Source organism: Fodinibius sediminis, from assembly GCF_900182555.1.
Classification (GTDB): domain Bacteria; phylum Bacteroidota; class Rhodothermia; order Balneolales; family Balneolaceae; genus Fodinibius; species Fodinibius sediminis.
In genome coordinates, this window is the sequence record NZ_FXTH01000001.1 from 441,015 (window position 1) to 460,249 (window position 19,235).

Below are 19,235 nucleotides of genomic sequence, written 5' to 3' on the forward strand. Positions count from 1 at the left end.
ACTATTTTAAATAACTATCAATAATTGATATATGAAAATCCTTATCTCTTGGATTGCTTATAATAACGATTTCGATGCTGGGGAAGTAAATGAATCTGGCCCGACATATAATTTTCACAATTATTTCTACGAAGAAGAAGAAGGATATGATAAACACCTCTTATTAGCTGCAGAATCTTCAGAGAATCTCAGAATTACTCAGCTGCAGAATAAATTAGAGCGTGATTTTCCACAGCATCAGATCGAACCTAAGATTATTAAGATAAATGATCCTATTGATCTTAGAGAAGTAAAAACGAAAGTTGAACCCATACTATTAGATCTTTCTGAACATCAAATAGATATCTTTTTCTCTCCAGGTACCTCAATTATGCAGGTAGCTTGGTATGTATGCCATTCATCTCTTGGTCTTAACACACGATTAATACAAGTTCGCCCTTCGAGATATTCAGAGAACGATGAGCCAGAACGCTTAATAATGGACGTTGATACATCTGATATTCCAAAGGGTATAATTTTAAAACAAAAACACTTAGGATCTAAAACCTACGAACATGTAGAAGACTATCTAATTACCGAATCAATTAAACCTGTTTATGAAAACGCCAGTAAAATTGCAGAAACCGATAATATAACCACCTTAATTCACGGCGAAACGGGAACTGGTAAAGAACACCTTGCCCGTTTCATCCACGACAATTCTATCAGAAGTGAAGAACCTTACATTCCCATAAATTGCTCCGCTTTTAATGACAACTTATTAGAATCAAGACTTTTCGGTCATAAAAAAGGGGCTTTTACAGGAGCAAATGAAGATAAAGACGGAATATTTAAAAAAGCTGATGGTGGTACTGTTTTCCTAGATGAAATAGGAGATATATCACCTTATATGCAGCAGGCTTTATTACGTGTGTTAGAAGAAAAGGAGATTACACCTGTTGGGGGAACTCCTGAGAAAGTGGATGTTAGAATTATTGCAGCAAGTAACAAAAACTTGGTACAACTTTGTAAAGACGATGAATTCAGGTGGGATCTTTTCTATAGGCTAAATGTAGCTCCACTAGAATTACCTAGCCTACAAGAGAGAGGAAAAGAAGAAATTGAAAAGATGATCAACTTTTTCATCGATCAGAAAAAAGAGACGTTAAAAAAGTCTACTAAGCTTGAGTTGTCAAAGGAGGCAAAAAGTAAACTCGTCAATTATGGCTATCCAGGAAATATCAGAGAACTTGAAAACCTAATTGAACGACTCTATGTGTTTACTGAAGATGAAGTAACTGAAAATGACATTCCTCGATTTGTGAAAGAGAATGATAATGAAAAATCCCTTCTGCTTGACGATATAGAGAAAGGACATATTAAATATGTCATGGATTTGTATAACGGTAATCAGTCCCGTTCGGCTGATGCCATGGGTATTGTAGTAAATACTCTTAAAAGTAAAATGGAGAAATATGGCTTGGTTAGGGAAGACTTCTTATAGCCTAAAATAATTTCTTCATCTCAAATTTGGTTTCTAAGCGGTGATATTTTCATTTAGCTTACCAAAACGTCGTAAAAAATCAGGTAACTTTTAGAAATATTAGTAGAAAAGAAATCCGTGACGTAATTGACAGGCTTCCCGTCGACTATAAGTTATAGTTTTCTGAATATATTATGGAAAGCCTCTCCCCCGATGGCTCTGATATTAAGGAAGCTTGTAAGGATGAGGTTTAACGTCGCATCGACTTCGTTAATCAAGGCTCTTTCTGTTGCGCTCATTCCAAGCGAAGACTTATATAACAAATTATCTCGCTTGTTTAAGACGAAAAGACGGGAGATACTCAGCAGCAATTCACCAATAAGGGGCCTATGACCTTAACAGAAGTCATAGAGGAAATAGTAACCTATTCCGACACAAAACAGATTAAAATAAGAAAAACCATTCAAGAAACGCTCCGTCGACCCGATCGGGAGATTGAACAAGCTTGGGCCAATGAAGCGGAGCGAAGACTGGATGAGGTTGAGAACGGAGAAATTGAAACCATACCAGGCGAACGGAAATCATAGTAGATCAAATTCACCCTATGGGGGATAGGTATTTTCACTTAAAAATTTTGAACGCCTTAGAAGCGAAATTTGGAAGCTGTTTTTTTGTTAGATTGGTAAAAATTCCAATTTAAGAGCAAAAGCCATGAAAAAGGAGGGAAAACCGGAGCGGGAGGGTTCCGAATTCAGCAAAGAGCAAATTGAAACAATCTGTGTAATCCTCATAATTAAGGGAAGGTAGGATAATTGACGGAAAACTCCACTTTTAAAACCTCTTTCTAAGAATAAAGCCACAAGAAATTACAAAATTGTATTAATTATCTTGTTTTATCACCATACACTTTCATATAGATATATAAAAAAAGAAAAGCAAAAGTAAGAAAAAGTGGGATAACTATAGTTGCTTCTATTACTTCAGGACCAGCGGCAATTTTAGCCTGAAGAAAAGCTTGTGCTTCACTGGTGCCGTCTGCAGCAGAACGGTAAACGTCAATATCAGCCCCTGTGGGTAAAGCTAATGCAATGAGTTTATCGTAATACTCACCCATAAAAAACATGTATACAGAAACAGAGAGAGTTCCCACACCTCCCAGTAAATTTAGTCCTAAAGCACCGGATTCAGGAATATTTTCAGAAACAAACCCTAACATAGTAGGCCAAAAATAAGTAACACCCAGCCCAAACACTATTGCCGCAATAAATATGGAATTACCGCTTAGGGTAGCCAATAAATATAGCCCTATTGTAGAAAAAACTGAAGATATCAATAACAATCCGGAAGGTGATATTCGAGTTACAATTGGTCCAGCTACTCCGCGTCCAAAAGCTTGAATAGCAGATATCAGTGCAAGAACTAAAATTGAACTATTAGTTACATTTTCTAGCAATACTCCTACCCATTGATTTATGAATAATTCCGTAACAGCGGTGCCTATCATACAAATAAACATAAAAATGAAAAGCGGTCTCAAAACAGCTCGATACATTTCTTTGGTAGGAACACCAGCGGATACACGTTCTGTAACTGGAACATCAAGCCTATAAAACATATATCCATATATAATAGTAGGTATAATCATCATAGCCATTTGCCATTCCCATCCCAAACTTACTTTGGCCATACCAAAAGAAATAAGCGTTCCAATTACTATTCCACCTGGGAACCAGATATGAAAGTGATTTAATTTAGTTGTTTTGTTATCAGGATAGATAGTCGCTACTAAAGGATTCCCAGCTGCTTCCACAGTACCATTTGCAACTCCTATAAATAGGGTAGAAATATATAAGCTATAAAATCCCGTTGAAAATATGGTAAACACAATTCCAACTAAATGTAAGAGGAAGGCAAATATAAAAAGACGCTTCATACCTACAATATCCACAATCATTCCACCGACAACAATAGCTAATGGAAATCCCCAAAAAGCAGTACCTGCAATTAATCCCATTTGTGATGCATTTAGACGAAACTGTTCCATCAGATCGTACATAATACCCGCACGAATACCAAACGATAAGGATGTAACAAGTAAAGCTAGGCAACTAGCTATAAATAATTTATCTTGCTTGATTATCTTTTGCATAGAATTTATTAGTAAATAAGTACTTTTTGTATAAATATAGTATCCAGTGTTAAATAAGAAGGGTCTAGTGATGCATAGGCTGATATAAGTCTTTGTAACATATTACTATGCAATGAATAACTAATGTTATAAGCGTTCAACACGAATCAATCGGGACTAAGTCTAAATTTCGGCAATTGATTCGTTATTTTTCAATGGATTTTACGACCACAGATGCCGCTGAACTTACCGGTATTTCCCGACGGTCGGTCACTGATATTTACGGGCGGATTCGCCAGAAGATCGCCCGTTGGTCGGAGCAAGAAGCCCCACTGGCCGGAACCATTGAAGTTGATAAATCCTACTTTGGTACCAAACGTATTCCTGGCAAACGTGGTTGGGGGGGCGGAGGAAAAACGATTGTATTTAGGGTTTTTAAGTGCCAAGGTAAAATATATACGGGAATTGTCCCCGATGCTTGAAAAAAGACACTTCAACGGGTTATACGAGGAAAAGTTGACCCGCAGAGCGTTATTCACAGCGACGGCTGGCATTGCTACGACGGACTGGTAGATGTCGGATATGACAAACGCTACCGTGTTCAACATGGCGAAGATAAGTTTGCTAATTCGTCCAGTCATATTAATGGCATTGAATCTTTTTGGAGTTTTGCGAAGCGACGACTTTCCCAATTTAACGGGATCCCCTGAGGTGTTTGCTTCATAAGACCCTTATTTAATAGGCTTTTCTTAGTAATTCTTCTCTCAATTAATTGTCTTTTAAAAATTTGATATAGTCAGAAATTTCATAAGTAGGACAACCACCATTTTTACTAGCTATAAATGCACCCATAGCAGTAGCCCTTTTCAATATATCCTCAGGTTTTCTTTTGAAATAATGATCAGCAACAACAGATGCTAAAAAAGAATCCCCACAGCCAATCGTGTCGGATACATTGACTGATATACCGTCTGTATGATATGAGTTACCTTGCGTATAATACGAAGCTCCCATGCCTCCTTTAGTAACAACAATATTCTGAATATTAAATACTTTTTGGACAAAAGAAATTTGTTCTCTTTCACTATTATATCGGCCATCTAGCATTTTCTGTAAAAATTTAAGTTCAGACTGATTTATTTTGAGCAGGTCAGCCTTGGCTAGCAACTTTTCCAACAATTCATTTTCATAAAAGGGGGATCTTAAGTTAAGATCAAGAACCTTATACTTAGCATAATTCAACAATTCGAATAGAGTATTTCTAGATACAGAATTGCGAGCTGACAAACTTCCATAAATAAAATAGTCTGCCGCTTTTATTTCATTTATCATATCTTTATCCAATTCTATAAAATCCCATGCTGCAGGGTATACTATTTTATAGGCGACCTCATCATTTTCATCTATATGAGCCCAAACCTGACCAGTAGAATTAACGGGATCAGATTGTAAAATAGATTTAACTCCCCAATTATCTATTACAATTTTTAGTTGCTCACCCAAAGGATCAGTGCCAATTTTGCTTATAATCCCTGCTGGAATCGTTAATTTTGTAAGATGATAAGCTACATTCAATGGGGCTCCTCCTGGATATTCTTCATATTCAGATAAAATATCCCATAAAATCTCACCGAAACAATATACTTTTGGGGTCTGAAAATCGGCATTCATAATGCATTATTTATTATAAAGGATGATCCATTAATCATCTGATACCGAATTCGACCAGTAATGGGATATTTTGTCTCTCAGGAAGGCAACACTCCGTTCCAGCTGGTCCATCCCTTCCACCCCATCCTCAATACTTATCCACCCGTTAAATCCAGCCTTTTTTAATTCCCTGAAGATCGCATCGTAGTCGTTCAGCCCCTGGCCAATCTCCCCGTGGCTCAATCTGCGGGCATATCCCTCCACCCCTGATTCCTCTTTACGGAGATCTTCCAGCGTTCCTTCCGTCAGGTACCGGTCACTCGCGTGCATTGTTACAACACGATCCGAAACCCTGCGAAGGAGCTCGAGCGGATCCTCGCCAGCAAGATAGGTGTTGCTGGGGTCATAATTGACACCGAAATTCGGATGATGTATCCGATCTACAAGTTCACAAAACACCTCCATCTTCTGGGCAAATTCAGGATACTCCCAGAAGTCGTCCTTGTAATGATTTTCCAATATGAGGGTAATACCCCGTTCGGCGGCGTATGGAAGACATGCCTTGATGCTTTCTGCCGCGAAATCCAGTCCCTCCCCCATAGACAATTCAGGGCGTCGCTGGCCCGACAAAACCCGGCAGTAGGAACCGCCCAGCTCATCTGTCATGTCGATCCAGTACTTCTGTTTTTCAATTTCTTTTTCCCGGAAGCCGGCATCAGGATGCGTGAAATCGGGTGAGCAGCACATCATGGGAATCTCTTTATCATGGCTGTGCACCTGACGGCGAAATTTTGCCCAGTTGGATTCATCGGCCATCTCCAGGAAACCGGAATACCATTCCAGGCCATCGACCTCCAGTTCTGCGGCAAGCGTAATCCACTCGGATACGCTCATCGTTCCATCTTTACATAGCTGTTGCATAAATGCTTTTGGAAATACGGCTAATTTAGGCATGGATTGGTGTTGGTTACAGTTCTCATTTTCCGGAAATGGTGCTCTCATCTTTTGGTGCGTTGCGGCCGATATACGGGTACTGCTCAATTTCCACAACCTGGCCTGAGACCGGCCCGCTCTCATCACTCAGCCAGTAAACAGCGGCAGCGGCCAACTCTTTGGGCCATAAAATACGACCGGCCGGAGCGTACATGGAGGGAATATTTTTGTACCAGTCGTCGGCTAATCCATGCTCCCGCTTGCGGGACGCTTCGTTTTCTGTAAGCACCCAGCCCGGGTTAATCTGATTGACCCGTACCCCCTCCTCCCGGAAAAGGACATCTCCAAGATTACGGGTCATCGTCATCATGGCCCCTTTGGACATACTATAGGCCAGCAAATCAGGTTCCCCGCTGTATGCGTTGACCGATCCGATATTAAGAATGCAGCCTTTCCTTTTACCAAGATGGGGCAAAGCAGCTTTAATAAGGGCAAAGGGCGCGGCAGCATTCACATCAAAGACCTGATGGAGGAGGTCTTTATCGGAACTATGAATGTTTGAGGATACAATCATCGCCGCATTATTGACCACCGCATCAAGCCGGCCGAAGGCCTCCAGCGCTGTTTTTACCAGGGCTTGAGGCATTTCGGGCTCGCTGATATCTCCTATACACGTGGCGACATGTTCCTTCCCCAGTTCATTGTGCAAATCTTTTCCCGCCTGGCGATTGCGCCCGTTAATCACCACCCGGGCGCCCTCTTCCACGCAACGCCTGGCAATAGCCTCGCCAATGCCAGTGGTACTTCCCGTTACGATAATTACTTTATCTTTTAATCTCATCGGTCTATACCGGTTTTAGAATACTTTTTACAATTTCACCGTTGTGCATTTTTTCAAAAGCGGTATGCCATTCCGCGATTGGCCATATCCCCCCGATGATCGGCTTAACATCCAGTTGCCCGCTACCCATCAATGAGATCACCCGTTCCCATACCGGCCAGTTATGGCTAAAGCTTCCCTGAAGCGTCACGTTCTTTTGGACCAGCGGGTCAAGCGAATACTCCAGTGGTTGTGGCCCCCATCCCACTTTGGTGATCTTGCCATTGGGTCGTACTAGCTGCAGGGCCGTTTGCAGGGTAGCGCTGACTCCCGCAGCATCAATAATACAGTCCGCACCAAACCCGTCATACCTGTTTGCCCACCTGGCCGCCTCTTCCTCCCCAATAATCGCCTTGCAGCCATATTGTTTAGCAATATCCAGGCGATGGCGGTCAGCCTCCAAGCCAACAACGGCTACCTGAGCTCCACAAATTTTGGCTACAGCGGCACATAAGATCCCAATCGTACCCGGACCAAGTATCATAACCCGGTCGCCGGGTTTAATGCGCGTGTTTTCAACCACGGCATTGTAGGCCACGCTACATGGCTCCGTCAGGCAGGCATGCTCAAAAGAAAGGCCGGCAGGAATCTTGTGTAGACAACGGGCTGGCACCCGCACATAGCGGGTCATTGCTCCGTTGACTCCGTAGCCAAATCCCTTGCGGGTCGGATCGAGATTATACAGCCCCTGTCGGCTCAGCGGATTATCGGAATCAATGATCGCGGCCGTTTCACTGACAACCCGGTCACCCTCTTTCCAATTCTCGACCCCGCTCCCGACTTCTGCAACATGTCCGCCGAATTCATGGCCCAGCACCACGGGATAGTTGACGGGCCAGCTGTGGTCGGCGGTCCACTGATGCAAATCGCTGCCACAAACGCCTACATGCGATACCTCCAGCAGGACATCCTCTTCTCCTATGGGGGGTTGATCTATTTCACGAAGTTCAACAGCGCCTTTTTCAGGTGCATAATTAACAACTGCTGCTGTTTTCATAAAAAATGACTATAATATTCTGTTATAAATCTAATTATACACGGCTTTTTGCAAAAGCCCTCTATTCGATCTCTTTGATTAGACACTCATATTTTGTCTATGGCTACTCGTTTATTATAACATCCTTATAGGCGTGCACCTTTTCACATATCAGACGAAGTGAGCCCTCTAAATCACCCTCGGCCGTTTTAAACGCATCTGCGTCTATAGTCAATGGGGCTCCTAATACCACGAGTGGAGCTCCATATTCCGGACATTGAACAGCCTGTTCAAGACTTAATCCCCCCACGGCCTGAACAGGCACATTTACCGCCTGAATAACTTCTTTCAGCTGGTCCATAGGGCTGGGCTTTGTTTTTCCTTGCGCAGCAATCCCTCGGCGCTCATCATAGCCAATGTGATGGATCACGTAATCGCAGCCCAAGGCTTCCAACCGCCGGGCCCCGGCTACCTTATCCGGGCAACCAAGATTATCCCCCATGACCTTGACTCCAAAGTCCCGGCCGGCCTGCACTACACATTTGATTGTTTCCTTGTGTGCCCGGGCCATCACAACTACATGGGTAGCTCCCGCTTTTGCCATCATTTCTGCTTCCAAATATCCCCCGTCCATGGTTTTCAGATCAGCAACAATGGGCGTATCGGGAAAAGCTTCCCGAAGCTTGCGGACCCCATGAAGACCTTCTGCCAAAATTAACGGTGTCCCGGCCTCTATCCAGTCTACCCCGGCACGTAATGCTGTAGAAGCCGTTTCGAGGGCCTCATCAATATTAGTTAAATCAAGCGAAATTTGTACAATTGGTTTCATTGATAAAATCAAATATTATAATTACTAAATTTTTGTTTTTTAAAAAGCGTGGTCAATCATCAAGTGGTCTGACCTTGATATCCTTAAAATATATAACGCTATTCGGATCATGCCCCTGCAGTGCAAAGGTTCCACTCGACAGTATCCGATGTACGCGTTCTCCTTCACGCTCGGGATTTTCAGGTTCGGTATAATCTACCATTGTAATACCATTAATTTTAACTATAACCCGATTGCTCTTTACCTTAATGTACTCAGTAAACCATTCATTATCTTTGACATACTGCTCCCTGACGTTCACAATATTATACAAACTACCGGTCCTTCTCCAATCCCTATGCGAATTATTCACTTGCACTTCATAGCCTTTTACCGGCCAGCCATCCGGTTTATATTCAGTATGAAAATAAATGCCTGAATTGGCCTGAGACCGAGTCATCACTCTGGCTTTTAACTCAAAATTTTCAAAATCATGATTCTCCACATCTCCCGCATAATACAAGTGCGCTCTGGGGCCCTCTACTTTGATAGTACCATCTTCCACCGAAAAGGTCGAGGCATTTTCTCCCACTTTCCACCCATCGAGACTTTCTCCATCAAATAACGAAATCCATCCATCATCCGATGAATCACTATTATTCTGACAAAATCCAACTTCGACTATTGCCAAACACAACAATGTCATTAAAAATAAACTAATTTTATTCATGATCTTCTTTTATGGTTATAATCTATTTCTTAAGTGGAATAAATGGGACGCAAAACTCATCGAGTTCCCCCACGATCAATCAGAAGGAGCGTCCGGCAAATTGTTTGTCACTTTTTAACCCGCCTCCCGAAAAATCGGGACAATTTCAGCATTGGGTGGAATGGTAAATCAAAGCCTCCACGTATGTTATACGCCTAAGGACCAACCATCTCGATAATCTCGTTTCACAAACCGGTTTGCCTCATCATAGTTGGTGACTTTCATATTGTCATTATCCCACAACAGCCGAATATTCGAACCTGGATAATAAGTATGGATATCGCCATCCTCATCCTTACGCTGTTTGGGAATATCTGCGACCCGAATAGCCAGATTAGCCATCAATACCGCCTCGGTCAAAGGGCCGGATTTTTCAAAAGGAGCACTTAATTCCATGTTTCCATATCCGGCAATACATCCTTCTACCCACTGCGCATAGTGTCCATCGGCACCACCGGGTACCCGGTCAATTTTTTGCTCAATATTGACCTCTTCATTTCTTCTGAGAGGAATTAAACGAGGATTAGCGGCATATTCACTGGCCATCATCTTACCTTCTGTACCGATAAACAGTATGCCGCTATTGCCATCGCCAAATAGCTCTGTTGCCCCCAGTTCTTCGGGACGCTCGGGCTTGATGCCACCGTCCATCCAGTGAAATTTAACCGGTCCTTCAGTTTTGTCTGTTTTAGGAAACGTCAATATAGCATTACTTGAGGGAGGACAACTTTCCGGGAAGACTCCCCGATCCCAAAAATCGGTGTAAATGCTGCCTACGGTTGCCTGTACATCGGTTGCATATTTCAGATTTAGCACGCGAAAAGGGGCCTCCATTAAATGGCATCCCAGATCTCCCAGTGCACCAGTTCCATAATCCCACCAACCGCGCCAGCTCCCGGGAATCAGGTTGTCAACATATTCTTTGTAGGGGGCCGTACCCAGCCACAAGTCCCAGTCCAGTTCATTGGGCACCGGTGGATTAACGGATGGCCAGGGTATTCCCTGGGGCCAGACCGGCCGGTTGGTCCAGCACTTTACCGTATGCACATCTCCGATAACTCCGGCATCATACCACTCCTGCAATTGGCGTACACCGTCGCCCGATGCCCCCTGATTACCCATCTGCGTAACCACTTCATATTCTTTCGCTGCTTCTGTTAATTTACGAGCTTCATAAATATCATGGGTCATCGGCTTTTGCACATACACGTGTTTACCCAGCTGCATAGCCGCCATCGCCATTACGGCATGGTTGTGATCGGGCGTGGATACCGATACCGCATCTATATGTTTGGCTTCTTTATCAAGCATCTCCCGCCAGTCCGTATAATATTTTGCATTGGGGAATCGCTTCCTTGACTCCACCGATTGCCGGTCGTCTACGTCGCATAAAAATCCTATCTCTGCTTTGCCACTCTCATAAAAATGACGCAAATCAGACCTCCCTTTCCCTCCGACTCCAATACCAGCTATTACCAACTTATCGCTTGGAGCTCTATAACCTGAACCTCCTAAAACATGACGGGGTACAATGGTAAACCCGGCTGATGCTGCAGCTACCGTTTTAATGAAGTTCCTTCTCGAATTTCCCGGCTTCTTTTGTTCTTCTTCCATGGTATTATACTCATAATTTATTTGTTGATTAATAACTAAGGGCCTTTACAAATCCACTCAGGATCTTTCCAGATCGTATTCTGCCAGTACCTCTTCCGGCACGCCCTCCCAGTTATTGGGGGTATTCCCTTTGTATCCGATATCCTCAATCCCCATTTCGGTGGTATAAAAACCCGATGCCGTCAAGTTACGCATGCGATTAAAGAAGGTTACCCCCGGCTGCATTTCCGGTGCGGCCTCGGTCGGGTAGGCGATGGCTTCCACCATCTCCAGCTGCTGGTTTTCTGTACACTCTATAAACAAACCTTCATATCGCTTCAGGCACTGCGTGTCCAGCCATTTTAATCCTCCCCGCATGGGTAGCTGGTGTTCGGGCATATCTTTTACAATGAATGCTATAAACTCGGGTACATTAGCGTCAGAAGCACTGCCTGATACTTCATCCTCCGGAATGATAATATCAGCCAGAGCTGTAATGGTGAGCATCTCATGCTCCGTGAAGAACGGAGGGGCCTCCCGGAGGCGTTTCAATCGCTCAATCTCAAAATCCTGCCGCCCGGTTATTCCATCTAAATTATCTTTATCCACCACGGGCGAGGGATCCTCGCTCTTCTGTGTACATGCTTCCAGCAGTAACCCACTCCCTATTGTCGTAAGGCCCAATGCCTTTAAAGCTTCTTTTCTGTCCATAGCGCTAAATATTTCGTTTCTTTCTCTGGTCAAGTATATATTCGGAAGTACGCATAGATAGGGCCAGAATTGTCCACGTTGGATTCTTATCCCCCTGCTGCACGAAAGGTCCTCCGTCCACAACAAATAAGTTCTCGCAATCGTGGGCCTGGCACCATTTATTTAACACCGATGTACTAGGATCATTCCCCATACGCGTAGTACCCACTTCATGGATAATATCTCCTGGCGGTTTCAAGCCATAATTGTCCTCTTTGCCTTTCGCCTTATGAGTTACAACCGCGCCCATGGCATGCATAATGGATTCAAAAGTCTCCTGCATATGTTTGGCCTGCTTAATTTCGGCATCGGTCCATTTGTAGTTAAAGCGTAATACCGGGATTCCAAACTTATCCACAACATCGGGATCGATTTCACAATAGTTATCTTGGCGGGCGATGGCCATTCCCCGGCCGGCCATGCCTACCCGCGAGCCGTAGAAGCGTCGATAATCTTCTTTCAAAGATTTACCAAACCCTCCGGCCTTTTTTATGTTTCCATCCCGATCCGGTACCATGCCATTGATTTTGGGCACATCTCCTCCAAACCCATAGGATGGCATGCTAAACCCACCGCCATATTCAATGTGGTACCCGCGAGGGAAGTCTAAATCTTTATTATCGAGCCACCAGGGGGAAAGAATTTGAGCACTGCCTACCCCATCCTCATTATACCTTTTCCGGTCCATCAGCTCCGGCAGGAAGCCCGACATCGAAGAACCAGTCGAATCATGCAGGTATCTGCCGACAAGACCGCTGCTGTTGGCCAGCCCGTCGGGATGAAGGGGGGATTTGGAATTAAGTAATATCCGCGCCGATCCACAGGCGCTGGCTCCCAAAACAACGGCTTTACCTCTAACCTTGTATTCCCTCATATCCTCTTTACTTATATAGGAAACCCCTTTAGCCAACCCATCTTTTCCCGTAATAACCTCCCGAACCATGGCATTTGGAATTACCTTAAGGTTACCCGTTTTAATAGCCGGAATGACTAATACGTTAGAAGAAGAAAAATCCGCGGCAATTTTACAGCTTCTGTTACATTGTCCACAAAAAAAACAGGATCCCCGATCATTATTTCCAGGTAATGGTTTGGTGAGTACCGACCCACGACCCGGTATTACATTGACCCCGACTTCTTCTGCTCCCTTTTTTAGTAATAATTCGTTTAGCGTAGGTTCAGGGGGGGGTAAAAATATACCATCAGGCTCATTTTCTAATCCTTCCACCGTACCATAGACTCCAATCAAACGATCTACTTTATCATAGAAGGGCTTGATATCCTCATAACTGATAGGCCAGTCATCTGTCACACCGTCATAGGTACCTCCCTTGAAATCGCGGGGCCCCATCCGCAATGAAATCCTCCCCCAGTGATTGGTCCGGCCTCCCAGCATGCGCGAACGAAACCACGTAAACTCCGTATCATCTTTATGGGTATACGGTTCGCCGTCGATCTGCCATCCGCCATAGGCGGCGTCAAAATCACCGAACGGTCGGGTGGTAGAAGCCCCGCGGCGGGGCGATTCCCAAGGCCATTTAAGTTGATGAGAATCTTGTGCTGGATCAAAAAAAGGCCCCGCCTCAAGCATTAACACATTCACTCCAGCATTAGCCAGGATGTACCCGGCCATCCCCCCGCCAGCGCCAGACCCGACGATTATAACATCATAGGTTTCCGGGGACTCTTTAATTTGAAAATCTTTCATAAATTTATGACAAGATTAGTCTTATATTATTAAACCAAGGTTAAGAAATTTTTTAAAAGACATAATAAACTGAATGCAACCTATATTGAACGTGCACAGGTTTAGACCGGATTTTATTCCTCTACTAAATCTACTCTTGCCTGGGCAGAAGCTGTCTCCCCTGCAAAGGTTATCACCACATAATCATCACCGGGATTCTCTAACTGAGCAGTTGTTCTTGTATAAGTAACAGAAGCTTTTAGATCTTCACCAACTGTAACCGTTTTCTGAGTATCATCTAATGGAAGTAACTGTTCATTACCAGCCTCCGGGTGCGTTTGTAATTTCAGTAATTCCGTCGTCATTTCATCCCCTTCACTAGAATTCGGAAGCGTTGCTATAACCGTAAATTCAACAACCTGCAGTGTAATTTCAGAGCTTGGCCTGACTTCTGTTTCGGAAACATCTGTAATTTCAACTTCTCCATCCGCATTTGTGGGGATGCTATAATATGGATTATCACTGCTGCAATTAGTTATGAAAATCAAAATAAAACCAATCGTTAATACACTTAATTTATACGTATTCATAATATTTTCACTGGAGTTTTTATTGATTATTGGGGGGTATAACCAAAGTTTTGTGTCATTTCAGGATTAACCTGCATCTCTGTTCCTCCTATTGGAGATAGTAAGTGTTTGGCACTTAACTGAAAACTAAAAGTCCTTGGTTGGTGCCCCATTAAATCTACAAGTTCAGAAAATTCACCATCGCCAACAACGAGTGCCTTGCGAGTCCGCCTTTGATCCCATAACATTTTATTTTCAAATACTAATTCATATGCACGTTCACTCAGAATGGCTTTTAAATCTACTTCAGAAGCATTATAGCCGCTAAGCCCGGCTCGTTCCCTTACCTCATTTATTCCTTTTACGATTTGATCATTGGAAATGGCTGTTGCTCCCAATTCTTTTAATGCCCAATTGACTTCAGTTAACATTAAAAGTGCATCTGCATAACGATAAAATGTCCAGTTTATAGAGGATTGCCCTGTTTCTTTTATCGCTTCTTCATCATAGAATTTAGCAAGATAACGTCTGTCAAATGTAACAAACGGCTCACTGGCATCTTTTGATGAATGCACCCTATCTTCTTTAAAAAAGTAATTGTCTTCTTCAAGGCGTTGATCATCAGGATCATATGAATTAATGTATCCCTCCGTTGGTATAAAAGTTCCGTATTCACTGCCAAATGTTGATATACGAGAGTTAGAAGGCAATGCTGCCGCTACAATTTCATTATCTTCCTCGGTTCCGTTATAATGAGCTTGAAAGATTGCCTCACCATTCAGATCATGAATATTCACATTTAATTCACCTAAACTGTACTGACCGTATAATGCCTGGAGTTGTTCTTGTGCGTTCAATAAAAATTGTTCGGCGCTATTACTTTGAACCGGATATCCCTCCATTTCCCACAATCCTTCTTCCGACCAATTTTGTTCCGGTGCAGTAGCTACTTCCTGGTAAGGATAACCTGCTGCAGTTAAATACACGTCAGCCAATATTACCCTCGAAACGTACCTCGTAAGTCTTCCATTCGCACCCACGGGAATATCTTCCAATCCACTTTCATTAACTGCAAACTCAAGGTCCGGTATAATAACTTCATCATATATGGTTTTTAAAGATGTTCTTGGTTTATCAAGATTCCCTAGGCCCTCATGATATGTAGTATCCAAAACTGCACTTCCGTAATATCTAACAATATTGAAATAATAGAATGCACGCAATGTTCTAACTTCGCCAAGAGCTTTTCCAAGACTGGATTCACTAATTGCTATATCACTATTACTTCGAGCTTCTTTAATTCTTGTGATTGCAAAATTTGCATCCCGTATACCTTGATACCATCTTTCCCACGGCACATTAAAATCATCAAGTAAAGTTCCCGTAACGTTATCATTCTGGAACCTGAATAATAAAGGATGTGAATCTTCCGATGTAGCTTTACCCGTCTGAAATTCGATACTGCAAGGCATGTAATTACCATAATCTCCCGCACCTCCGGTCCATTCTGGTAAAGAGCGGTATGCCCCTACTACCATTGCGTTGAGATCCGATTCATTTTGAAGGGGTGTAGTTTGTACTGTTAGAGTCCCCGACGGATTTTCAGTTAAATCACAGCTACTTAATAAAATAATTGTAAATATTAGTACGAGTGGGGAAATAAAATATAAACTTTGGTTATTACTTTTTTTATGATTTCCCATAATAACAAATTCGATAATTAGGTTACTGTTATGCTGCCTAAAAAACCGGCGCTATGATTAAAGTTAAATATCTATATCTATTCCAAAAGTAAGCCTTACCGGCCTCGGATATTGATATTTATCAATATTTGGTGCTAAACTTTGTTGTTCAAGACCTCCCAATGAACTTCCTACAGGGTCATAACCGGCCGCATCGGTGATCAAAAGAAAATTACTGGCTTGTAAATACACTCTTAACCTTTTTAAACTCGGTAAATCGCCTACTAAATCTTGCGGAAGACTATACCCAAGTATTGCGTTTGAACCCCTGATGTAGGATCCATCACTTATAGTGTGAGAGTCAGGATAACTTTGATAATAGGCTCCGGCAGACCCCGGCCGCATCTGTGCTACCGGAGTATCCTGATGATCCGGACGCCAAGCCTGAAGAACAGAATTTAATCCACCTGAAACCAACTGGCGGTCTTCACCGGATTCATACATAGATGCCTTTTCAACACCGGCTACGATAGTGAAATTGACACTCGCGTCAAAGTTCCGGTATGAGAATCTGTTTCCTATATCAATAGTCCAGTCAGGATAGCCATTTCCAATGATTTGACCGTCATCTAGTAAATCGATATTACCATCCTGATTTTTATCCTCGAATTTTAAATCTCCTGGTTTAAAACCATATCTTGCAGCCAAAGACGCTTCTTCAGTACTGTAAGTGCCTAAGCGATTCACTCCCCAGAAAGAACCTATTGGGTCACCTTCTCTCAATACATATGCGCCTCTGCCGACGCTCAAGTTCTCGTATATCGGAGCTCCACCGGGTCCGAGTTTAATGATTTCATTTTTATTTGTGGCGGCTGTTATACTTGACTGCCATTTAAAACTACTGCTTTGAATGTTTTGAGTCCTAAGTGTAAACTCAAAACCCTTATTTTCAATAGAGCCAAAATTATCTATAACACTTCCGGGCGTTGTCGATCGGGGGAGAGGTACTTCAAGCAACATGTCATTTGTATCCTTAAAGTAATAATCCGCCGTAAAACTTAATCTATCTTCCCATAATCCCAAATCCAAGCCCACACCATATTGTGTTGTCTCTTCCCACTTTAAGTCATTGTTTGCAATGGTTGTTGGATACCTGCCACCAACAGTTTCGCTTCCCATCACAATAGGTGACTCACCTACAAATCCCTGCGTTACATACGTTCCAATTGCTTCATTCCCGGTAATCCCCGCTTCAACTCTGATTTTGAGAAAAGATATCAGATCAATATTATCCACAAAATTTTCTTCAGATAAATTCCACCCCAAAGCAACGGATGGGAAAAATCCAAATTTATTGTTTTCTCCAAATTTTGAAGAACCGTCGTATCGGCCTGTAACTGTCAGTAAATATTTATCCTTATAATCATAATTCAATCGCATGAAGTAAGAATTAAGTTTATTTTGGATAGAACTGCTATTTACGTTAGGCCTGTTCGCGGCAGCACCAAGATTATTCCATTTATAGAAATTCGTAGAAAAGCCTTCCACTGAAGCAGTGGAGAAATTGTTATCATTTACAGAATACGAAAGCCCTACCTGTGCTCTCACGTCATGATTTTCATTAAATGAATCTTCATAGGTCAAATAACTCTCAGTTTGCCAGTATAAGTTGTCCCCGCTTTCAATAGTTGCTTCGCCCAAACCACCGTAAAATAATCCTTCAAACTCTTTATCAATCGGACTATTATAATCAACCCCAAAATTAGATCTGAAATTAAAGTTACTTGACAAATCGGCGTTTAATGAAACTACTCCATCTACTTTGTTATAACGTCTGATCCCTTCATTTTGGTCTCTTATAAATTGAGGATTATTCCAAAAACCTTCGCCAATAGGAAAATCGCTGCTTGAACTAAATCTTCCTGCAAAGCCTCCATAGGTTTCATCATTAGGATAGCGCGTTGGAAGTAAACTCCAAACTTCCACTATATTACGAGTAAGCCCCTCGTCATTGCTTTTATCACGCCTTGCAAAGCCAATTTGTGAGTTGACATCAAGCCAATCAAATACACCAATATCTGCGGTAACCTTCCCATTATAGCGTTCAGCATAAGATTTATTCATAAGTCCTTCTTCCTTATTATATCCAAGAGAGAGAGAATATGCTGCATTTTCATTCCCCCCTGAAACACGCAAATATTGATTCGTTGAAAGGGATCTGTTATACATTTTATCTTCCCAATCTGAATAAAATCTCGGCTTATAATAATTTCCGTCAGCACCTAATAAGTCTAAAAAATAGTCTCCCTGACCAACCGGTTGAAATAAATGGGTTAAGTCATCCCAGGTATCACCTCCTGTAGAAGTAGCAAAATCAAAATCAAACATCCGATTGGTACCGCCAAATTTATCACCATTTGCAAATGACTGTTGATAAACGTACATAATTTGGTCTGGCGTTAGCGTGTAAACATGACGATTTAAAAATCCTGTTGTTACACTGCCATTATAATTAACTTCAACCGGACCTTCTCTACCTCTTTTTGTCTCAACAATAACAACACCATTGGCACCGCGAGCACCATAAATAGCTGTTGCTGAAGGACCTTTCAATACATTAAGTGATTCTATGTCCTTTGGATTCAATGCGCTCAATGGGTTACTAACCCCGGCAACTCCGTCAACGACAAATAAGGGTTCACTATCTGTATTTATAGAATTAGTTCCTCGAATTCGAATACTTGGGCGCCCGCCCGGTACTCCTCCGCCCTTTTGGATTACTTGTGCCCCCGCAACTTCTCCTCGAAGTGCCTGGCCAATATTTTCCACATTTTTTTCACTTAACTCTTGCGATTCTACCTGAGAAATAGAACCGGTTAAATCTTCTTGCCTTGTCTCTCCATATCCTATAACTACCAATTCTTCTCCGGCAATCGCTTGCGGTCGCAGGCCAATATCAATCTCCGTCCGTCCGTTAATCGGGACCTCCTGTGTCTGATATCCCACAAAAGAAACCACCAGCGTGTCCCGCAAGGAAGGCACGGTCAATTCAAAAGTACCGTTAGCATCAGTCGAGGCTCCGGTTGAAGTTCCTTTTATCAGAATATTGACTCCAGGCAAAGGCTGATTATCAACATTATCAGTTACCATACCTGTAATAGTATGCTGATCCGATGTTGATGTTTGACCCCACACAGATTTAGCTAACAATAACATGCTCATTAGTAAAAGAAGTGAACCATAAAGTAACTTATTCATAATCCCTTATATTCAGTTATTAATTTCCCTTATAAATATGTTAAAGCAACCTAGTATCAATAACATAGGCCCTGGAAATTTTAAAAATGC

At 42.5% G+C, this 19,235-nt stretch carries 15 protein-coding genes and 1 pseudogene; 3 read left to right on the plus strand and 13 right to left on the minus strand.

Annotated elements, in window-relative coordinates:
- Positions 1 to 31 precede the first annotated feature (31 nt).
- Positions 32 to 1,483, plus strand: a complete 1,452-nt coding sequence (locus FN808_RS01905; protein ID WP_142712840.1) for an RNA repair transcriptional activator RtcR family protein — start codon at positions 32 to 34, stop codon at positions 1,481 to 1,483.
- 368 nt (positions 1,484 to 1,851) lie between these two features.
- Positions 1,852 to 2,049 carry an addiction module protein gene (locus tag FN808_RS01910; RefSeq protein ID WP_142712841.1) on the plus strand — a complete coding sequence of 66 codons (198 nt, stop codon included), beginning with the start codon at positions 1,852 to 1,854 and terminating at the stop codon, positions 2,047 to 2,049.
- A gap of 296 nt (positions 2,050 to 2,345) precedes the next feature.
- Here FN808_RS01910 and FN808_RS01915 read toward each other — a convergent pair whose 3' ends face one another.
- A complete protein-coding gene (locus FN808_RS01915) occupies positions 2,346 to 3,611 on the minus strand; it encodes an MFS transporter (protein WP_142712842.1) in 1,266 nt (421 codons plus the stop codon).
- A gap of 116 nt (positions 3,612 to 3,727) precedes the next feature.
- Here FN808_RS01915 and FN808_RS19195 point away from each other — a divergent pair.
- Positions 3,728 to 4,297: pseudogene (locus FN808_RS19195) on the plus strand (IS1595 family transposase); the annotation flags it as partial.
- Positions 4,298 to 4,358: 61 nt separating this feature from the next.
- On the opposite strand, the gene FN808_RS01930 reads toward FN808_RS19195, so the two are convergent.
- The 12 genes from FN808_RS01930 to FN808_RS01985 form a co-directional block, all read right to left on the minus strand.
- Positions 4,359 to 5,261 carry a carbohydrate kinase family protein gene (locus tag FN808_RS01930; protein ID WP_142712844.1) on the minus strand — a complete coding sequence of 301 codons (903 nt, stop codon included), beginning with the start codon at positions 5,259 to 5,261 and terminating at the stop codon, positions 4,359 to 4,361.
- A gap of 30 nt (positions 5,262 to 5,291) precedes the next feature.
- Positions 5,292 to 6,194 carry a sugar phosphate isomerase/epimerase family protein gene (locus FN808_RS01935; RefSeq protein ID WP_142712845.1) on the minus strand — a complete coding sequence of 301 codons (903 nt, stop codon included), beginning with the start codon at positions 6,192 to 6,194 and terminating at the stop codon, positions 5,292 to 5,294.
- A gap of 22 nt (positions 6,195 to 6,216) precedes the next feature.
- On the minus strand, positions 6,217 to 7,014 hold the full coding sequence (locus FN808_RS01940) for an SDR family oxidoreductase (RefSeq protein ID WP_142712846.1): 798 nt from the start codon (positions 7,012 to 7,014) through the stop codon (positions 6,217 to 6,219).
- 4 nt (positions 7,015 to 7,018) lie between these two features.
- The gene (locus tag FN808_RS01945; protein WP_142712847.1) at positions 7,019 to 8,050 is read right to left on the minus strand and encodes a zinc-binding dehydrogenase; all 1,032 of its coding nucleotides are present in this window, start codon (positions 8,048 to 8,050) and stop codon (positions 7,019 to 7,021) included.
- Between the two features lie 103 nt (positions 8,051 to 8,153).
- Positions 8,154 to 8,858: an orotidine 5'-phosphate decarboxylase / HUMPS family protein gene (locus tag FN808_RS01950; RefSeq protein WP_142712848.1), complete on the minus strand. Its 705-nt coding sequence runs from the start codon at positions 8,856 to 8,858 to the stop codon at positions 8,154 to 8,156.
- 52 nt (positions 8,859 to 8,910) lie between these two features.
- Positions 8,911 to 9,567, minus strand: coding sequence for a 3-keto-disaccharide hydrolase (locus FN808_RS01955; RefSeq protein WP_142712849.1), 657 nt, complete (start codon positions 9,565 to 9,567; stop codon positions 8,911 to 8,913).
- A 186-nt stretch (positions 9,568 to 9,753) separates the two neighbouring features.
- The gene (locus FN808_RS01960; RefSeq protein ID WP_142712850.1) at positions 9,754 to 11,220 is read right to left on the minus strand and encodes a Gfo/Idh/MocA family protein; all 1,467 of its coding nucleotides are present in this window, start codon (positions 11,218 to 11,220) and stop codon (positions 9,754 to 9,756) included.
- 57 nt (positions 11,221 to 11,277) lie between these two features.
- Positions 11,278 to 11,910, minus strand: a complete 633-nt coding sequence (locus FN808_RS01965; protein WP_142712851.1) for a gluconate 2-dehydrogenase subunit 3 family protein — start codon at positions 11,908 to 11,910, stop codon at positions 11,278 to 11,280.
- A 4-nt stretch (positions 11,911 to 11,914) separates the two neighbouring features.
- The gene (locus FN808_RS01970; RefSeq protein ID WP_142712852.1) at positions 11,915 to 13,657 is read right to left on the minus strand and encodes a GMC family oxidoreductase; all 1,743 of its coding nucleotides are present in this window, start codon (positions 13,655 to 13,657) and stop codon (positions 11,915 to 11,917) included.
- A gap of 113 nt (positions 13,658 to 13,770) precedes the next feature.
- The gene (locus FN808_RS01975; RefSeq protein ID WP_142712853.1) at positions 13,771 to 14,226 is read right to left on the minus strand and encodes a hypothetical protein; all 456 of its coding nucleotides are present in this window, start codon (positions 14,224 to 14,226) and stop codon (positions 13,771 to 13,773) included.
- A 26-nt stretch (positions 14,227 to 14,252) separates the two neighbouring features.
- A complete protein-coding gene (locus FN808_RS01980; RefSeq protein WP_142712854.1) occupies positions 14,253 to 15,908 on the minus strand; it encodes a RagB/SusD family nutrient uptake outer membrane protein in 1,656 nt (551 codons plus the stop codon).
- A gap of 63 nt (positions 15,909 to 15,971) precedes the next feature.
- Positions 15,972 to 19,145, minus strand: coding sequence for a SusC/RagA family TonB-linked outer membrane protein (locus tag FN808_RS01985; RefSeq protein WP_142712855.1), 3,174 nt, complete (start codon positions 19,143 to 19,145; stop codon positions 15,972 to 15,974).
- Positions 19,146 to 19,235 lie beyond the last annotated feature (90 nt).